This window comes from Kaistella treverensis, from assembly GCF_900114045.1.
Taxonomy (GTDB): Bacteria; Bacteroidota; Bacteroidia; order Flavobacteriales; family Weeksellaceae; genus Kaistella; species Kaistella treverensis.
On sequence record NZ_FORQ01000001.1, the window covers coordinates 808,126 to 825,985 of the forward strand.

A 17,860-nucleotide genomic window follows, 5' to 3' on the forward strand; every position below is an offset into this window, starting at 1 on the left:
AAAGCAGCCAAAAGACTGCGTATTTTTTAAACTTTAAGGTCGGCCTTTAGCCCGATAAGGTCGCCGTACTTCTCCAGAATCGGAGTAACTTCATTTTCAATGAATTCTTCCGTCTGAATTGGCGCAAAACCGATGAACCTTTTCGGGTCCAGCACTTCCATCAATTTCGTTTTGTCCAACTTCAGCGTGTCATCATTTAAAATTCTTTCCAGCAAATCATTTTCTTTGCCTTCCTCCTTCACTTTTTTCGAAGCTTCCATCGAATGCACACGGATGGTTTCGTGAATTTCCTGACGGTCGCCGCCGGCTTTCACTTCTTCCATAATGATATATTCCGTCGCCATAAACGGAAGTTCTTCCATAATATGCTTCTTGATGCGGTTTTCATACACCACAATTCCGTTTATAATATTGTTCCAAATCATCAGAATCGCGTCCACCGCGAGAAATGCTTGTGGAATGGTTAATCTCTTGTTGGCTGAGTCGTCCAAAGTTCTTTCAAACCATTGTGTAGAAGCAACCATAGCCGAACTTGTAGATAAAGACATCACGAATTTTGCCAAAGCACCAATCCGTTCAGATCGCATTGGATTTCTTTTATAAGCCATCGCCGAAGAACCGATTTGGTTTTTCTCGAAAGGCTCTTCAATTTCTTTTAAATTCTGTAAAAGCCGTAAATCATTGGTAAATTTATGGGCGGACTGTGCTATATTCGACAGCAACGCTACCACTTTCGCATCAATTTTTCGGTCGTAAGTTTGGCCTGAAACACCGAAAACTTTGTCAAAACCAAAACGCTTTGAAAGTTCCTTATCCAGATGTTTTACTTTGGAATAATCTCCGTCGAAAAGCTCCAGAAAACTCGCCGCTGTTCCGGTAGTTCCTTTCACACCTCGAAATCTTAAAGTTTCAAGGAAAAATTCAAGTTCTTCAAAGTCCAAAAGCAAAGATTGCAACCACAAGGTTGCACGTTTTCCCACGGTCGTAAGTTGCGCCGGCTGGTAATGTGTAAAACCTAAAGTTGGTAAATCTTTGTACTGAAGCGCGAAATCCGAAAGATTTTTCATCACGTTGACCATTTGTTTCCGAAGTAACAAAAGTCCGTCGCGAATCTGGATCAAATCCGTATTATCGCCAACAAAAGCGGAAGTCGCGCCGAGGTGAATAATTCCTTTTGCCAAAGGTGCCGCGTCGCCGTACGTGTGAACGTGTGCCATCACATCATGACGAAATTTTTTCTCGTATTCTGCGGCTTTTTCGTAATTTATTTCTTCTGCGTTTTCTTTAAGTTGAATGATTTGCTCGTCGGAAATGTCGAGGCCTAAATCTTTTTCGATTTCAGCCAGAGCAATCCAAAGTTTTCGCCAGTTCCGAAATTTGTTGTTGGGAGAGAAATTATAAAGCATTTCCTCGCTTGAATAGCGTTCCTCGAGAGGATTTTTGTAGGAATTCATTCTTTCTTTTTACTTTTACTGGCACAAATTTAAGGAAAAAATCCGAGCCTTAAAACTTATTTGCGCCCGGTAAATTCCTTCATCGTGTCGTAAATTCCGAAAACGTTTTCCATTACCCAGTCAAAAGTCGGAATTGGTAAAATGCCCTGCGAAAAACGGATAAACCAATACGGAAGCGGCATCGCCAGCATTTTGGTTTCTGTTTCGATTGCGGAAATTATTTTTTCGGAGGTTTTTTCAGGTTCTAAAATCGGTAAAAGTTTTGATTTTACACCATCGAACATTCCGGTATTAATGAAAAACGGCATGATGGTGGTTACCGAAATATTTTTGTTTAACTGATTCATCTCCAGACGCAAACTATCGCCCCAGCCAATTACTGCCCATTTTGATGCCGCGTAAACCGACATTCTCGGGTTTGAAATTAAACCGGCGGATGACGCAATATTGCAGATTGCACCAGAATTATTACCCATCATTCCGGGTAAAAATTCCAAAGTGGTATGCATTAAAGCATTGGTGTTAACCGACATGCTTTTCTGAACCTGATCGTGCGTATGTTCATGAAAATATTTTCCTACCACAATTCCCGCGTTATTGATGAGAACATCAACGGCGCCAACGTCGTTTCGAACGCGCTGCGCCTGGATTTTAATGCTGTCCAAATTTGAAAGATCTATTTGGTACGTGAAAATTTCACCACCGATTTTAGCAAATTCCTCTTTGGTTTTGCTTAAACCTTCTTCGCTGATGTCCCAAATTACCAATTTTTTACAGCCTCGTTCAAGCGATTTTCTCGCCATAATTTTTCCGATTCCGGAGCAAGCGCCGGTTATGAGTACGATTTTGTTGGTGAAATCCATTTGCCGGTGATGTAATTTTTTTGAGGTAAATTTGTTATAAACAGAAATTAAAAGTAATGAATTTTCAAGATATTTTAGCGGAACAGAAAGAATTTTTCAATTCCCAGCAAACCAAAGCATATAAATTCCGGAAGAGAAATCTGGAAAAACTGCGCGATTTGCTCGTAAAAAATGATGATTTGCTTTACGAAGCGATTTACGCTGATTTCGGAAAGTCGAAATTTGATACTTTAACTACCGAAATTTCGTTCGTTTTAAAAGACATTGATTATTTCCTTGGAAATTTAAAATCGTTGATGCGGCCCACCGGCGCGAAAACCAATCTTGCGAATCAGTTCGGTTCAAGCAAAATTTATTCAGAACCGCTCGGAAACTGTCTGGTGATCGGCGCTTGGAATTATCCGTATCAGCTTTCATTATCGCCGCTTGTTGCAGCTATTGCCGCCGGAAATACCTGCATTGTGAAGCCAAGCGAAATTGCGGAAAATACCATGAAAGCGATGGCAAAAATTATCAATGAAAATTTTCCGAAGGAATTTCTCTTCGTTGCTGAAGGCGGTGTAGCGGAAACTACTGAAATTTTGAAACTGAAATTCGATAAAATATTTTTTACCGGCAGTCCGCGTGTTGGTCAGATCGTTTACGAAGCTGCGGCGAAGCATTTAACACCGGTAACGCTAGAATTAGGTGGAAAAAGTCCGGCAATTGTAACAGGTTCGGCAGATTTCGAAGTTGCAGCAAAAAGAATTGTCTGGGGCAAGTTCCTGAATGCCGGACAAACCTGTGTTGCGCCTGATTATATTCTCGTTGATGGAAAAGTGAAAGACAGCTTTTTGGATTCCTTAAAATCTTATATCCAAAAGTTTAATTACCAACCCGATTCTGAACATTACACTCAAATCATCAACGACAGAAATTTCGAACGCTTAATTAATTTAATTGACAGAAATAAAGTTTACCTCGGCGGAAGTTCCATCCCCGAAAAAAGATATATCGAGCCGACAATTTTAGATAATGTAACCTGGGACGATGCCGTGATGCAGGAAGAAATTTTCGGACCCATTCTTCCCGTGCTGACTTTCAAAAATTTCAATGATGCCTTAAGCCAGATTGCTGCTTATGAAAAACCACTTTCAGCCTATCTGTTTACCGATAATTCCGAGGAAAAAGAGCAGTTTGTCTCCAAAATTTCTTTTGGAGGCGGCTGTATTAATGATGTGGTGATGCATTTAAGCAACGACCATTTGCCGTTTGGCGGCGTAGGAAATTCCGGAATGGGAAATTATCACGGCAAATATGGTTTCGACGCCTTTTCACATAAAAAAGCAGTTTTGTCGCGTGCAACATGGGGAGAACCAGACCTGAAATATCCGCCGTACACAGCGAAAAAACTGGAATGGATTAAAAAATTGTTATAAAAAAAAACCGTCATAATTGGCGGGATTTTTAATATTTAGGAAGCTTTTGGCGCCCATTTTTCAAAAAACGCTTTCACCTTTTCCAGGCTGTAGCCTTTTCCTTCTTCCAAAACCGCGCTGTCCTGCGTATGAATCATTTTCCCGTTCTGGTCCAGAACAATGAAAACCGGATAACCATATTTTGCTCCCGGATTGTCATATTTAGCAAAAACTTTTTCGTTTTTGTTTTCCGGCGAATAATTCAGGTGGTAATAAATATAGTTTTTGTCAACAACCTGCTTCAGTTCCGGCGTGGTTTGCACATAATTGTTAAAACGTAAACACCAGATACACCAGTTTCCGCCGGCCTGTATCATTACATTTTTATTTTCAGCTTTTGCCTGTTTTACAAGCTCTGCAATTTTCGCCTCGGCATTTTCTTTATCATTATATGGTTTCGGAAGTTTTGCAATTTCTGCTGCTGCCGCTTTCTTTTTCGCTTCTTTCAACGCTACACTATCTACAGGAGCTGTCGCAGAATCGGCGGAAGTTTGCGTAACGGTGTCTTTAGAAGTTTCTGTTACTGCTGTTTTTTCACTTTTTTGAGAACATGCAATTCCGGAAATCAAAAGTCCGGAAAGCAGAAGACTTCTTAAAGTTTGTTTTTTCATCGTAAATTGATAATTATTAATCTCTGCAAAATACCAAATTTTGGTTAAAGGATAAACTTTATTATCATTAAATTTGCACTCCACTATGAAGTTTATTTTCCAGATTATTTTACTTTTTTCCCGCTTGCCACTGCGCGTACTTTACGTCGTTTCCGATGTATTGTTTCTGCTCAGTTTTCACATCATCGGGTACAGAAAAAAAGTGGTTTTAACCAATCTGCAAAACTCGTTCCCGAAAAAATCTGCCGAAGAGCTCAAAAAAATTCAGAAACAATTTTATATCAATTTCTGCGATTATATTGTAGAAACATTCAAGACTTTTACCATTTCTGCTACGGAACTGCGCGTCCGGGTTCAGCACCTCAATCAGGATATTTTTAAAGAGGCGATGGCCGAAAATAAAAATGTAATTCTGCTTTCCGGACATATTTTTAACTGGGAATGGTACAATACGCTGGCGCTGATCGTTCCGCAAAAAAACAGTTTTCCGGTGTACAGAAAAGTGAATAGTGGTTTTTGGGAAGAGCAAATGAAAAATTTGCGAAATCGGTTTGGAAACACCGCATTGGAAGCAAAAGAGGTCATTAGACATATTTTTCGAAATCCAAATGACGGTAATTCCATTTATATGTTTGTTGCCGATCAAACTCCGCATCATTCGGAAGTGACGTACGGTTTGAATTTTCTAAACCAAAAAACACCCGCTTTCGTCGGTTACGATAAACTTTCCACTCGGATGGATCTTGCGTTTGTTTTCTGTGAAATGAAAAAAGTGAAAAGAGGATTTTATCAGATTAACTATTACCGCATTTATCCCGACGGCGAAAAATTCGTGGAACACGAAGTGGTGAAAAAATTCTACAATCTGCTTGAAAATACCATCGAAAAAAGACCGGATAATTATCTGTGGTCGCACCGGCGCTGGAAATATCAGCACGCTATAAAAGAAATGGGAAAAAATGCCTGAATTGCCCCGAAAATTTTAAAAAATTGAATTTAGCAATCGTCATCTTAAACTGGAACGGAAAATCCTGGTTAGAACAATTTCTGTCCAACGTCATTCAGCATTCTGCCGGCGCCGATTTGTACGTCATCGACAATAATTCTACCGACGATTCTGTCGAATTTTTAAAAGCTGAATTTCCGGAGGTTTCAGTTATTTTAAATACCGAAAACCATGGTTTTGCCGGCGGCTATAATAACGGTTTAAAACAGATTAAGCACGAATTTTACTGCTTGCTGAATTCGGATGTTGAAGTTACCGAAAACTGGCTGCAGCCGGTTCTCGAGCTTTTTGCAAAAAATGAAAAAATTGCCGCTATACAGCCGAAAATTTTAGATTTTAACCGGCGCGATTATTTCGAATTTGCGGGTGCCGGCGGCGGCTTGATCGACAATCTCGGGTTTCCGTATTGCCGCGGGCGCGTTTTTGAAAACATCGAAAAAGACGAAGGTCAGTACGACGATGAAACCGAAATTTTCTGGGCGTCGGGCTGCTGTTTTTTTATCCGTTCCGCTGATTTTTGGGCTCAAAAGGGTTTTGATGAAAGGTTTTTCGCACATCAGGAAGAAATTGATTTGTGCTGGCGCTTGAAAAATTCAGAAAAAAAAGTGTATTACACCGGTAAATCCACGGTTTATCACGTGGGAGGCGGAACATTAAATAAGCAGAGCGCACAAAAAACTTTTCTGAATGTCCGTAATAATTTATCGATGTTGCTGAAAAACCTACCGTTTCCCAAAGCGTTCTGGATTTTATTTTTCCGATTTGTTTTGGATGGTTTTGCGGGAATTTATTTCGGTTTAAAAAATGGTTTTCCGCATTTTCTGGCGGTTATTCGGGCACATTTTTCATTTTATGCGCAAGTTCCCGGAACATTGAAAAGACGCCAAAAAAACCAGATTTCGGAATTTTATCAGGCTAAATGGTTGGTTTTTAAAAATTTCCTTAAAAGCTAAATCGGAAAAATTCGCCCAAACAGCACGGAATTTTTCTGTTTTGTTTCCAACAAGATTTTCTTTTTGAAAAAATTGGTCATTTAGCACGGAAAAATGTTAGAGATTCCATTTTTCAAAAATTAAAAGCTAATTATCCAACCAAAATTTAATAAAATCAAAAAAATTATCTTTGTGATAATTAAAAATTTGAATGGAATTACTCATCATTATTTTACTTATTCTGCTGAACGGTATCTTCGCGATGTCGGAAATGTCGTTGGTTTCTTCGCGGAAATTCAAGCTCGAAAGCGCGGAACGAAAAGGCAGCGCCGGTGCGAAAAAAGCGCTTCAGCTAGGCGAAAATCCAACCAAATTTTTATCGACCGTTCAAATTGGAATTACCTTAATCGGGATTTTGCTTGGCGTGTATTCCGGCGATACGCTAACCAATGATTTTAAAGGATTCCTTGATCAGTTTTCTTTTTTAGCACCATATTCAAAACCTTTAGCAACCGTTGGAATCGTAATTTTCATCACCTATTTATCGATTTTATTAGGTGAACTGCTGCCGAAAAGAATTGCGATGACTTTTCCTGAAAAAATCATCACGACGCTTGCAAAACCCATGGATATTCTGTCCAAAATAACGTCGCCGTTTGTTTGGTTATTGACTACTTCCAATAACATATTTTTGAAACTTTTCGGAATCGACAGCAAATCGGACAGCATTGTAACCGAGGAAGAAATAAAATCTATCGTTCGCGAAAGCGCGATGGAAGGTCAGATCGACAAAATTGAGCACAATATTGTTGAACGCGTTTTTGAGCTTGGCGACCGGAAAATCAACACACTGATGACGCACAGAACTGCGATTACTTTTTTCAGCATCGAAGAAAATCTGGAATCAATTTTAGCAAAAATAACGAAAGAAAAACACAATTTTTATCCGGTTACAAGCGGAAATAATTTGGATGACATTATCGGTATTGTGACGATGAAAGATATTTTTCCGGTTGCGGATGCGCAAAATTTCCAGCTTAAAAAATTGCTGCGGCAGCCGATTTTCCTTAATGAAAATTCTTACGCTTACAGAGTGCTGGAAATATTTAAAAAAGAAAAAAATCACCACGGAATTGTTATCGACGAATACGGAAATACTTTGGGAATCGCCACAATGCATGATGTTCTGGACGCTTTGGTTGGAAATACGGCGACATCCGAAAACTTCGATTACCGAATTGTAAAGAAAAATGAAAATTCCTGGATTGCTGATGCGCAATTTCCGCTGGTTGAATTCCTGAAATATTTTGACCTCGATTATCAGTTCGATAATAAAGATAATTACACCACTCTCGTAGGCTTCTTTCTGAATGAACGCGGCGGCTCGCCCGAAGTTGGTGATAAAATTGAAGTTGACGATCTGGAGCTGGAAATCATCAGTAAGGACAAGCAACGCGTGGATAAAATCCTGATTTCTAAAACTTCATCAACAAAATAATTTCAAAGAAAAATTCCGAATGAAATTAATAGAAAAATACGCTTATCTACATGCTTAATTTTTGCGCCATCGATTTTGAAACCGCCACTCACGAGCGTAATTCTGCCTGCGAAATGGGCATTTGCGTTGTAGAAGACGGCGAAATAGTTTCCACCAAAACCTGGCTTATCAAACCGCCGAGTTTCCCTTATTTTCACCCAAGAAATATCGATGTTCACGGCATTCGTCCGGAAGAAGTAAAAGACGCACCGACTTTCGAGGACATTTGGCACGAAGCACAGGATCTCATGTACGGAAACTTAATGATCGCTCATAACGCCGGTTTTGACGCTGGAGTTTTGCGAAGCTGTCTGGACCATTATGGCTTCTTTAAACCTAAACTTACCTACTTATGCAGTATTTCTTTAGCTAAAAAATCCTGGAAAAATCTGCCAAAATATGGGCTAAAAAGTTTAGCGGAACAGCATAACCTTTCGTTCAACCATCACCGCGCGGGCGATGACGCAGAAGTTTGTGCTAAAATTTCTTTGTTGGCTTTCAACCAATTAATGTTGACGAGAAACGATGAAGTTCACGATGTGATGAAAAAGAATTTGAAGATTTTATAGCGAAATAACGGCTAATTTTTATTTTTAATTGGTCAGAACATCAGCTACAAGACTGAATTTTGGAACCACGATTTCCAACTCTTCATTATTTGCGAGATTTTTACAGTAGTAAATTCCGCTCATATTTCCTACGCCGGAGCGCAGCATGACATTGGAAAAGTAGGTGAAATCTTCGCCAGGCAGAATTTCGGGAGTTAAACCGATGACGCCCTCGCCTGCCACTTCCGTAAATCCAAAACCCAGATCGTAAATTAACCATTTTCGGCGAAGCAGCTGTATTGGCTCTTTGCCGAGGTTTTCGATTGTAATGTTATACCGGAAAACAAAGCGGTTTTCAGAAGGAAAGCTGTTCTTTATATCATATTGAGGAAAAACAGAAACCTTTATGTCAAAAGATATAGTAGAAAACATGGCAAAAATTTAGATTCAGATTATACAAAAATCCCGCCTTTATAGACGGGATTTATATATTTAGAAAAAATATTTTAAAATCTTAAAGTTCGAGACCTCTTTTCTCGTCTCCATCCATTAAGAATTGTACCGGATTGTCGATTGCTTCTTTCACTGCAACCAGAAAGCCAACAGACTCGCGGCCGTCGATAATTCTGTGGTCATAAGACATTGCCACGTACATCATCGGGCGGATAACAACCTGTCCGTCTACAGCAACCGGTCTTTGAATGATGTTGTGCATTCCTAAGATCGCAGATTGTGGCGGGTTGATAATTGGGGTTGATAACATGGAACCAAATACTCCACCGTTGGTGATTGTAAATGTACCGCCGGTCATTTCATCAATAGTAATTTTACCGTCGCGAACTTTTTCCGCAAGGTTTTTAATATTATTTTCAACTCCACGGAAAGACATGGTTTCGGCATTTCTCAACACCGGCACCATTAAACCTTTTGGTCCGGAAACCGCGATTGAGATATCACAGAAATCGTAATTAATTTTGAAATCTCCATCGATAGATGCATTTACATCAGGATACATTTGCAAAGCGCGTGTAACCGCTTTTGTAAAGAATGACATAAAGCCTAAACCGATGCCGTGCTTTTGTGCAAATTCTTCTTTATATTGCTTTCTAAGGCGGAAAATTTCCGTCATATCAACCTCGTTGAAAGTTGTCAGCATTGCAGTTTCATTTTTTACTGAAACCAAACGTGCCGCCACTTTTCTTCTTAAAACTGAAAGTTTGGTTGTGCTGCTTGCTCTGGAACCTGAAGTAGAATCTGCAGAACCCATTGCCGGAACTGATGCAGTTTCCGCATCTTGCTTGGTGATTCTTCCATCTTTTCCGGAACCGTTTACCTGATCAGCTTTTACGCCTTTTTCGTCCAATATTTTTTTTGCCGCCGGGCTTGGAGTTCCTGTTGCATAAGTAGCTGCCGGTTTTTCTTCAGCCTTTGGAGCTTCCGTTTTTGGAGCTTCTGCTTTCGGTGCTTCTTTCGCAGGTTCTTCAGCTTTAGCTTCGGTTTTTTCTGGCGCCGAATCCGCAGGTTTAGCACCATCACGGTCAATCAGACAAACAACCTGACCAACTGCTACCACTTCACCTTCTTCGGCTTTAAGGGTGATAATACCGCTTTCTTCGGCCGGAAGTTCCAGCGTAGCTTTATCAGAATCTACTTCTGCGATGGGTTGGTCTTTTTCTACATAATCGCCGTCTTTAACTAACCACGTCGCGATTTCAACTTCTGTGATTGATTCTCCCGGAGATGGAACTTTCATTTCTAATATTGACATCGGATATATTTTTTTTAGTTTATTTAAAATGATTTATTGAAGTAACTTTTTTCTAAATTAAGCAGTTACAGGCCTTTTCGCGGGTGCATCCTGACGGCCGAAAACTCGGTTTATCACGTCATTTTGGTTTCTTTCGAACATTTTATGACTTCCCGGCGCCGGCGTACCGCTTTGAACCGGTGCTATAACATCGATTCCAGTGTTTCGGAAATTACGTAAAATATAGCTCCAAGCGCCCATATTTTCCGGTTCTTCCTGAACCCAAAGCAATTGCTTTCTGGAGCTGTATTTATTTAGAATTTCTTCAATCTGATCATTCTGTAAAGGATAAAGCTGTTCTAATCTTACCAATGCAATATTTTCGCAGTTTAATTCCTCTTTTTTAGCCAAAAGTTCGTAGTAAATTTTACCGGAACAAAGCACTAATTTTTCCACTTTAGCTGCGTCGATAGTCGCATCATCGATGATCGGCTGGAAATGACCGGTTGCCAATTCTTCAAAGTTTGAAATTACTTTCGGGTGACGCAACAAGGATTTCGGAGACATTACCACAAGTGGTTTGCGGAAATTCCATTTCATTTGTCGACGCAAAAGGTGGAAATAGTTTGCCGGTGTCGTGGCATTTGCCACCACAATATTATCGTTTGCACAAAGTGTCAAAAATCTTTCCAGTCTCGCGGACGAGTGCTCTGCACCCTGACCTTCAAAACCATGTGGTAAAAGCATGACCAAACCAGCCTGAATTTTCCATTTTTCTTCGGCAGCAACCAAATATTGGTCGATAATAATCTGCGCTCCGTTCATAAAATCACCAAACTGTGCTTCCCAAACCGTTAACGTGTTAGGTGACGCCATCGCATAACCATAATCAAAGCCTAAAACTCCATATTCTGAAAGGTGCGAGTTGTAAATATCAAATCTGTTTTCGGAAATGTGACGAAGCGGAATATATTCTTCTTCGGCATCTTCAGTTTTGATTAAAGCGTGACGGTGAGAAAAAGTTCCTCTTTCTACATCTTCACCGGAAATTCGTACGTTGTTACCTTCGGCTAGCAAAGTAGCGTACGCCAACCATTCCGCAAGTGCCCAATCCAAATTATCAGCTTCAATAGCTTTCAACCTGTTTTCAAACAGCCGCGAAACTTTGCTGATGAATTTTTTATCTTTTGGTAAAGTGGACATTTGAACCGCCAATTCTTTTAACTTGGAAATATCAAATGTGGTATCAATTTTCGCCACCATTGCACCTTTTACCGAAGTTGGATATTGCTTCCAGTCATCAGCCATAAAGAGGTCCATGGTATTTTTTTCAATTTCCTTCGAAGCATCAAAATCTGCATCCAAAAGTTCTTTAAACTGCGATTCCATTTTGGTAAGAATTTCTTTTGAAACAATACCTTCGCTGATTAGCTGCTCTTTGTAAATCTCTCTTGGATTTGGATGTTTTGAAATTAATTTATACAAATGTGGCTGGGTAAATCTTGGCTCATCACCTTCATTATGACCGTATTTTCTATAGCCTAAAAGATCGATATATACGTCTTTACCAAATTTCGCCCGGAAATCTGCCGCAAACCTCATCGAATGAACCACAGCTTCCACATCGTCTGCGTTTACATGCATCACAGGAGATTCTGTAACTTTTGCAATATCGGTACAGTACGTTGATGATCTTGCATCCAAATAGTTGGTGGTGAACGAAACCTGGTTATTTACAACGATATGCACCGTTCCGCCGGTTCTGTAACCTTCCAAAGTCATCATCTGCGCAACTTCATACACAATTCCCTGACCCGCAATAGCGCCGTCACCATGAATGACGATCGGTAAAACTTTCGCGAAATCTTTATATTTATTATCAACTTTTGCGCGGCAAATTCCTTCAACCAACGCACCAACCGTTTCAAGATGTGACGGATTTGGTGTTAAATTAATTGCAACCTCTTCGCCGTTTGCGGTTTTAATTTTTTTCGAAGAACCTAAGTGGTATTTTACGTCGCCGGAGAATACGTCTTCTTCAAATTCTTTGCCTTCAAACTCGGAAAAAATCTGTTTGTAGGATTTTCCAAAAATATTCGTCAGCACATTCAAACGGCCTCTGTGAGCCATTCCCAAAACCACTTCGTCCACGCCATGCTGAGAAGATCTTGTGATTAACTGATCAAGTGCCGGAATTAATGATTCGCCACCTTCAAGTGAAAATCTTTTCTGACCCACAAATTTGGTGTGCAGATAATTTTCAAAAGCGACAGCCTGGTTTAATTTTTCCAGAATTTCAGTCTTTTCACCGGCATTTAATTGCGGACGGTTTTTATTCACCTGCAAAAACTCACGGATAAATTTGCGCTCTTCAACGTTATTGATGTGCATATATTCCACACCAATGGATTTGCAATAAATTTGCTCTAAATGGTCGATAATTTCCTGTAAAGTAACCGCAGTTGGAAGACCGATTTCTTTTGCAGAATTAAACTTCGTTCCTAAATCTGCTTTTGACAGACCAAAATTTTCAATAGCTAAAGTTGGTTCGTACTGTCTTCTCTCGCGGACAGGATTGGTGTGCGTAAATAAATGACCACGATGACGGTAACCTTCAATGAGGTTTAAAACTTTAAACTCTTTTTCGATTTCATTCGGAATCTTACCATTTGCCGCCGCCTGGTTTGCCATCTGAACCGGAGCAGAAACTGCCTTTTCCGCCGAATCGGCTATCATATCTTCCCCGTAACCTTCCAGTGCAAAATCAAATCCCTGGAAAAATGCTTTCCAGGAGGGCTCCACCGAGTCGGGATATTTTAAATATTGTTGATATAAGTCTTCTATTAACTGCGAGTGTACAGCGTTTAGGAATGAAAATTTGTCCATTATTTACAAATTAACTGTTGGTTTTTATTTAAAGAACAAAATTAACAAAAATAAGTGAAGTACCGAAGGCAATCCGCAGATAAAAAGGCGCGCGGCGCTTTTATTTATAGACCGGCAAAGATAATTTCAGCACCACTTCCGAAGCGGAATTTGGCTCTTCTAAAAAAGTCTCCTGTAACGTTCCGTTACGTAAGGTGTCTTTTTTTGCTTTATTGACGAGTTGCTGTATAGATTTCACGCGCCCGGCGTAACTTCCGCGATAATAAGTAACAAATGTCCGCGTAGAATTTAAAGTTCTGAAAGTAAAATTATTGTCCGAAACAGGCTCTTTTTTCGGCAACGGAACGCCATAAAAATAAGAAACCTCTTTATCTTTATAATATTCCGGAGTCGCAATTAAAACTGGTTCGCCAAACTCGTCATCTTTTTTACCTAAATCCATCTTCACAAAGTTTAAAACCTTGTTGTGATTAACAACGATATTCTTGAAAAAACCATCTCTGCTGTTTTTGGTGGAAACATTGATCCCGACCAAAATCAGGCTTTCCTGATTTTCTTCGGTAATGGTGTCGAATTTCAGGTTTTCGCGCTGCGCTTCTTTCTGGATTTTTTTGCCAAGTAAATTCGATAAATTGGTCATGCTTTTATCGACAGATTCCAGCCAGACATCTTCCGAAATTAAATTCAGTGAACGTTTAAGAAATGATTGTTTTGGAGTGTGGATGAACCAGGTGATTTTCGTTTTGTTGCCCAAAGGCACAAATTTAAAATTCAGCTGGTAAGGCGTATTTTTTTTGCCTTCATAAAGCTGAAATTTTAAAGTTTTATGTGGGTTTGAATATCTGATGAAAAGTTCGCCGCTGACGTCTTCGTCTTTTGGATCGTGAAACGTAAAAGAACTTCCCTTTCCGTCATAAGGCGTAAAAAACTCCAACGACAGATTTTTATTATCAGAAAAATAGCTGTTCCAAAGGGCAAAATTTTGAAGATTATTGAACTGAGGGAAGACTTTTTCTACGGGATAATTAATTTCCTTTTCTACGGTAAAACTTTTGTTCTCAGGAGCGAAAAACATCAGCACCGAATAAACGATACCTAAAAGCAAAATAAGGAAAAGAGCAATTTTTATCCAGCGCATGGCGCAAAAATACATAAAACGTACGCAGAAAAAAAACGGCGATAAAATTACCGCCGTTCAATTTTATTTAAAAATTTTTATGGAATTTGCACTCCCGGATTAATAACCGCATTTTTTTTAACCACCACAATTCCATCTTTAATAGAATGCGTTTCGAAATCACCGTCCTGTAGATGATTACCGCCAATAATCCGCGCATTATCACCGATTCGGCAGTTTTTATCTAAAATTGCTTTTTCAATGTAGCAGTATTTTCCCACACCAACATTTGGACTCCCGTTCTCATCGTTCTGCACAATTTCTTTGGTGTCCTGATAAAAATCCGCGCCCATCATATAGGTATTTACTAAAGTGCTTCCTTTATCAATTCGACTTCGGTTTCCAACAATTGAATTTTCGATTTTATCGGCCATTACGATACAGCCGTCACCAAAAATAGCTTTACTTACGTACGAACCCAGAATTTTCGACGGCGGCAACATTCGCGCGCGTGTATAAATGGGTCTGTTGCTGAATAAATTAAAATCAGGGAAATTTCTGGTTAGATTTAAATTTGCCTCGAAGAAAGACTGTATAGTTCCGATATCTGTCCAGTAACCTTCATACTGAAAGCTTAAAGTTTTATACGTCCCGATGCCGTTCGGAATAAGTTCACCACCAAAATCGTCGCCGGGATCACGTTCAAACATGGTTTTAAGAACGGCTTTGCTGAAAACATAAATTCCCATCGAAGCCAGATATTCCTTGCCTTTTATCTTATTTTCTTCAGAAACTTCAGATTTCCATTCGTGAAGCACATCTTCACTTGGTTTTTCAATGAAAGAGGTGATATTTCCGTCATCATCAGATTTTAAAATACCAAAACCTGTCGCGTCCTGCCCGTTTACCGGAATTGTTGCAATGGTGATATCTGCTTTATTATGGCAGTGAAAATCGATCATTTCACGAAAATCCATTTGATACAACTGATCGCCGGAAAGAATTAAAATATAATCATATTCATATTTATCCAGATGTTTCATGGACTGGCGCACCGCATCGGCAGTTCCTTGGTACCACTGGTCATTTTCCACATTCTGTTCAGCTGCTAAAATATCAACAAAACCTTTGCTGAAAATATCAAAGTGAAAAGAGTTTTTGATGTGCGAATTAAGCGAAGCCGAATTAAACTGCGTAAGCACCAAAATACGGTTGAACCCAGAATTCAGGCAATTGGAAATCGGGATATCCACCAGGCGGTACTTTCCTGCGATGGGCACCGCGGGTTTTGACCGGGTATTGGTGAGCGGAAACAATCGGCTTCCCCTACCGCCGCCGAGAACTATCGATATTACACTGGGTTTCATAGAAGACTTTTTAGTTAGATGGTGTGATTGCTAACAATATTAGTCAATTTTGGCAAGAATTACAAATAAAAACCGCGGAATAATCGGGCTTTAAGAAAATTTAACGCATGTTGCCAAATGAAAAAATCTGCTCATTTAGGCCGTTATTTTTCAAAACAATTTAAAATGTAATTTCTGAAACAAAGTGTTGCAAATTTCAAAAGGGAAAAATTCACCTAAACAGCACTGTATTTTTTTCGATGAATTTTAAAATAAAATCGTTTGAAGCTAAAAAAATTTAAAACTAAAAAAAATGCCTGAAAAGCAGCAAATTTTTATGGAATTTTCAAAACGGTTTTAGTAGAAAGTGGAAAAAAATAAAAACGGAAAAATTTGCCCAAATAGCAGGAAGAAATATCAAAATTCAGAAAACTTTTTAAAACAAAAAAATCTCCCAATAAATTGAGAGATTTTCGCGATCCGGACGGGATTCGAACCCGCGACCTCCGCCGTGACAGGGCGGCATTCTAACCAGCTGAACTACCGGATCAATTTTTTGAAAAGTAATTGTAAACTTTTTGCGATCCGGACGGGATTCGAACCCGCGACCTCCGCCGTGACAGGGCGGCATTCTAACCAGCTGAACTACCGGATCTTTAGAATAAAAAGAACTTCTTCCTTTTTGGTGAGTGCAAAAATACACTTTTTATAACAGCCTACAAATATTTTTAAAAGAAAATGCTTCCCTTATTAGGAAAGCACTCATTTTCAAGGTTCTTATTTTCTATAAATGTGCAGATAATTTCTCGGTGATTACTTCTTTTGAGGCTACACCCACGATTTTGTCCACTACTTCACCATTTTTAAAGATCAAAACAGTTGGGATATTTCTAATTCCGTAATCCACAGAAACCTGCTGATTGTTATCTACATCAACTTTTCCAACGATTGCTCTACCTTCAAAATCTGTAGCAACTTCTTCAATAATTGGTCCCAGCATTCGACACGGTCCGCACCAAACTGCCCAAAAATCTACCAACACCGGTTTATCTGAATTCAATACCGTTTCTTTGAACGATTGATCTGTAATCTCTAATGCCATTTTTATTATATTTTAAGTTATTTCGAAAGACAAATTTACAATTTTCCCTTTAATTGCACGATGTCCCTATCTATGTTCAATATCATGATTTTCTATTTTGAAATTTTCCGCGATGCCTTGAAGCGCCGCAACCAAAGCATCAATCTCCTTTTTCGTCGTCAAATGACTGAAGGAAACTCTGAGCGGAGTTGTATTATTCATTTCTTCTTCATCCAAAATCATCATCATCACCATGGAAGGTTTTGAAGCTCCCGAAGAACACGCGCTTCCCTGCGAAATTGCGATTCCTTTCATGTCGAGCTTCAAACCGATCATCGGATCTTTGAAAGGTAAAAGTACGCTTAAAACCGTATATAAACTCGCGTCCATTTCGGCGCTTCTGCCGTTGAATATTACACCCTCGATTTTTTGCTGAAGCTGCTCAATCGCATATTTTTTAATTTCTTTGATGTGGCTGGAATATTCTTCCATATTGTTCACCGACAGTTCCAGCGCTTTGCCAAGACCGGCAATTCCGCACACATTTTCAGTGCCTGCCCGCAAGCTTCTTTCTTGCGGGCCACCGGTGATAATTCCTTTTAAACCTGAAGACTTTCGCACAAACGCAAATCCGCTGCCTTTCGGACCGTGAAATTTATGCGCGCTGCAAGAAGCAAAATCTACTTTAATATCGGAAAAATCAAGCTCCATATGCGCCATAGACTGTACGGTATCTGAATGGAAAAGCGCATTATTTTCTTTGCAAATTTCCGCAACTTTTTTAATATCCAGCAAATTACCGATCTCGTTATTTGCGTGCATCAGCGAAACCAGCGTTTTCTTATCAGATTTCTGAAGCGCTTCGGTTAAATCATTTAAACTGATATCACCTTTGTTGTCCGGGCGGAGATAAACTACTTCAACACCTTTTCTCTTCTTCATATCGAGCACCGTTTCCGCGACACATTTATGTTCGAGCGGTGAGGTGATGATGCGCTCCACACCCAAATGATTGACGCACGATTTGATAATCATATTGTTCGACTCGGTTCCACACGAGGTGAAAATAATTTCTGCCGGCGAAACGTGCAGATAATTTGCAACTTCCCGGCGGACATTTTCCAAGAGAATTTTCGCCTCCTGACCGAAACTGTGCGTGGAAGACGGGTTGCCGTAATTGGTTTTCAATACCGCCACCATCGTATCTATAACTTCCTCGGAAAGCGGTGTTGTAGCCGCATTATCCAAATAAATCTTATTCATTGAGCCTTTTTC

The 17,860-nt window shown here is 39.6% G+C and carries 15 protein-coding genes and 2 tRNA genes; 5 read left to right on the forward strand and 12 right to left on the reverse strand.

The window, feature by feature from the left end:
- Positions 1 to 26 precede the first annotated feature (26 nt).
- Positions 27 to 1,454 carry an adenylosuccinate lyase gene (gene purB / locus BMZ55_RS03865; protein WP_089818790.1) on the reverse strand — a complete coding sequence of 476 codons (1,428 nt, stop codon included), beginning with the start codon at positions 1,452 to 1,454 and terminating at the stop codon, positions 27 to 29.
- A gap of 56 nt (positions 1,455 to 1,510) precedes the next feature.
- The gene (locus BMZ55_RS03870; RefSeq protein WP_089818792.1) at positions 1,511 to 2,317 is read right to left on the reverse strand and encodes an SDR family oxidoreductase; all 807 of its coding nucleotides are present in this window, start codon (positions 2,315 to 2,317) and stop codon (positions 1,511 to 1,513) included.
- Between the two features lie 56 nt (positions 2,318 to 2,373).
- Here BMZ55_RS03870 and BMZ55_RS03875 point away from each other — a divergent pair, with 56 nt between their 5' ends.
- Positions 2,374 to 3,735, forward strand: a complete 1,362-nt coding sequence (locus BMZ55_RS03875) for an aldehyde dehydrogenase (protein ID WP_089818794.1) — start codon at positions 2,374 to 2,376, stop codon at positions 3,733 to 3,735.
- Between the two features lie 35 nt (positions 3,736 to 3,770).
- Here BMZ55_RS03875 and BMZ55_RS03880 read toward each other — a convergent pair whose 3' ends face one another.
- A complete protein-coding gene (locus BMZ55_RS03880; RefSeq protein WP_089818796.1) occupies positions 3,771 to 4,385 on the reverse strand; it encodes a thioredoxin family protein in 615 nt (204 codons plus the stop codon).
- A gap of 85 nt (positions 4,386 to 4,470) precedes the next feature.
- Here BMZ55_RS03880 and BMZ55_RS03885 point away from each other — a divergent pair, with 85 nt between their 5' ends.
- The 4 genes from BMZ55_RS03885 (at position 4,471) to BMZ55_RS03900 (ending at position 8,429) form a co-directional block, all read left to right on the forward strand.
- Positions 4,471 to 5,352, forward strand: a complete 882-nt coding sequence (locus BMZ55_RS03885; protein WP_089818799.1) for a lysophospholipid acyltransferase family protein — start codon at positions 4,471 to 4,473, stop codon at positions 5,350 to 5,352.
- 23 nt (positions 5,353 to 5,375) lie between these two features.
- Entirely contained in the window at positions 5,376 to 6,344 is a 969-nt protein-coding gene (locus tag BMZ55_RS03890; RefSeq protein WP_089818801.1) for a glycosyltransferase family 2 protein, read from the forward strand.
- A 190-nt stretch (positions 6,345 to 6,534) separates the two neighbouring features.
- A complete protein-coding gene (locus BMZ55_RS03895) occupies positions 6,535 to 7,821 on the forward strand; it encodes a hemolysin family protein (protein ID WP_089818803.1) in 1,287 nt (428 codons plus the stop codon).
- Positions 7,822 to 7,871: 50 nt separating this feature from the next.
- Positions 7,872 to 8,429, forward strand: a complete 558-nt coding sequence (locus BMZ55_RS03900; protein WP_089818804.1) for a 3'-5' exonuclease — start codon at positions 7,872 to 7,874, stop codon at positions 8,427 to 8,429.
- 24 nt (positions 8,430 to 8,453) lie between these two features.
- Here the strand turns inward: BMZ55_RS03900 and apaG are convergent, their stop codons facing one another.
- From apaG to BMZ55_RS03945, 9 genes are all read right to left on the reverse strand, one after another.
- Positions 8,454 to 8,840 carry a Co2+/Mg2+ efflux protein ApaG gene (gene apaG, locus BMZ55_RS03905; RefSeq protein WP_089818806.1) on the reverse strand — a complete coding sequence of 129 codons (387 nt, stop codon included), beginning with the start codon at positions 8,838 to 8,840 and terminating at the stop codon, positions 8,454 to 8,456.
- A gap of 82 nt (positions 8,841 to 8,922) precedes the next feature.
- On the reverse strand, positions 8,923 to 10,176 hold the full coding sequence (odhB, locus tag BMZ55_RS03910; protein ID WP_089818808.1) for a 2-oxoglutarate dehydrogenase complex dihydrolipoyllysine-residue succinyltransferase: 1,254 nt from the start codon (positions 10,174 to 10,176) through the stop codon (positions 8,923 to 8,925).
- Positions 10,177 to 10,233: 57 nt separating this feature from the next.
- Positions 10,234 to 13,041, reverse strand: a complete 2,808-nt coding sequence (locus BMZ55_RS03915; protein WP_089818810.1) for a 2-oxoglutarate dehydrogenase E1 component — start codon at positions 13,039 to 13,041, stop codon at positions 10,234 to 10,236.
- A 100-nt stretch (positions 13,042 to 13,141) separates the two neighbouring features.
- The gene (locus BMZ55_RS03920; protein WP_089818812.1) at positions 13,142 to 14,179 is read right to left on the reverse strand and encodes an SRPBCC family protein; all 1,038 of its coding nucleotides are present in this window, start codon (positions 14,177 to 14,179) and stop codon (positions 13,142 to 13,144) included.
- A gap of 77 nt (positions 14,180 to 14,256) precedes the next feature.
- Positions 14,257 to 15,525, reverse strand: a complete 1,269-nt coding sequence (locus BMZ55_RS03925; protein WP_089818814.1) for a glucose-1-phosphate adenylyltransferase — start codon at positions 15,523 to 15,525, stop codon at positions 14,257 to 14,259.
- 455 nt (positions 15,526 to 15,980) lie between these two features.
- Positions 15,981 to 16,054 (reverse strand) — tRNA-Asp (locus tag BMZ55_RS03930).
- A gap of 31 nt (positions 16,055 to 16,085) precedes the next feature.
- Positions 16,086 to 16,159 (reverse strand) — tRNA-Asp (locus BMZ55_RS03935).
- 129 nt (positions 16,160 to 16,288) lie between these two features.
- The gene (gene trxA, locus BMZ55_RS03940; protein WP_089818816.1) at positions 16,289 to 16,606 is read right to left on the reverse strand and encodes a thioredoxin; all 318 of its coding nucleotides are present in this window, start codon (positions 16,604 to 16,606) and stop codon (positions 16,289 to 16,291) included.
- A gap of 66 nt (positions 16,607 to 16,672) precedes the next feature.
- A complete protein-coding gene (locus tag BMZ55_RS03945) occupies positions 16,673 to 17,848 on the reverse strand; it encodes a cysteine desulfurase family protein (protein WP_089818818.1) in 1,176 nt (391 codons plus the stop codon).
- Positions 17,849 to 17,860 lie beyond the last annotated feature (12 nt).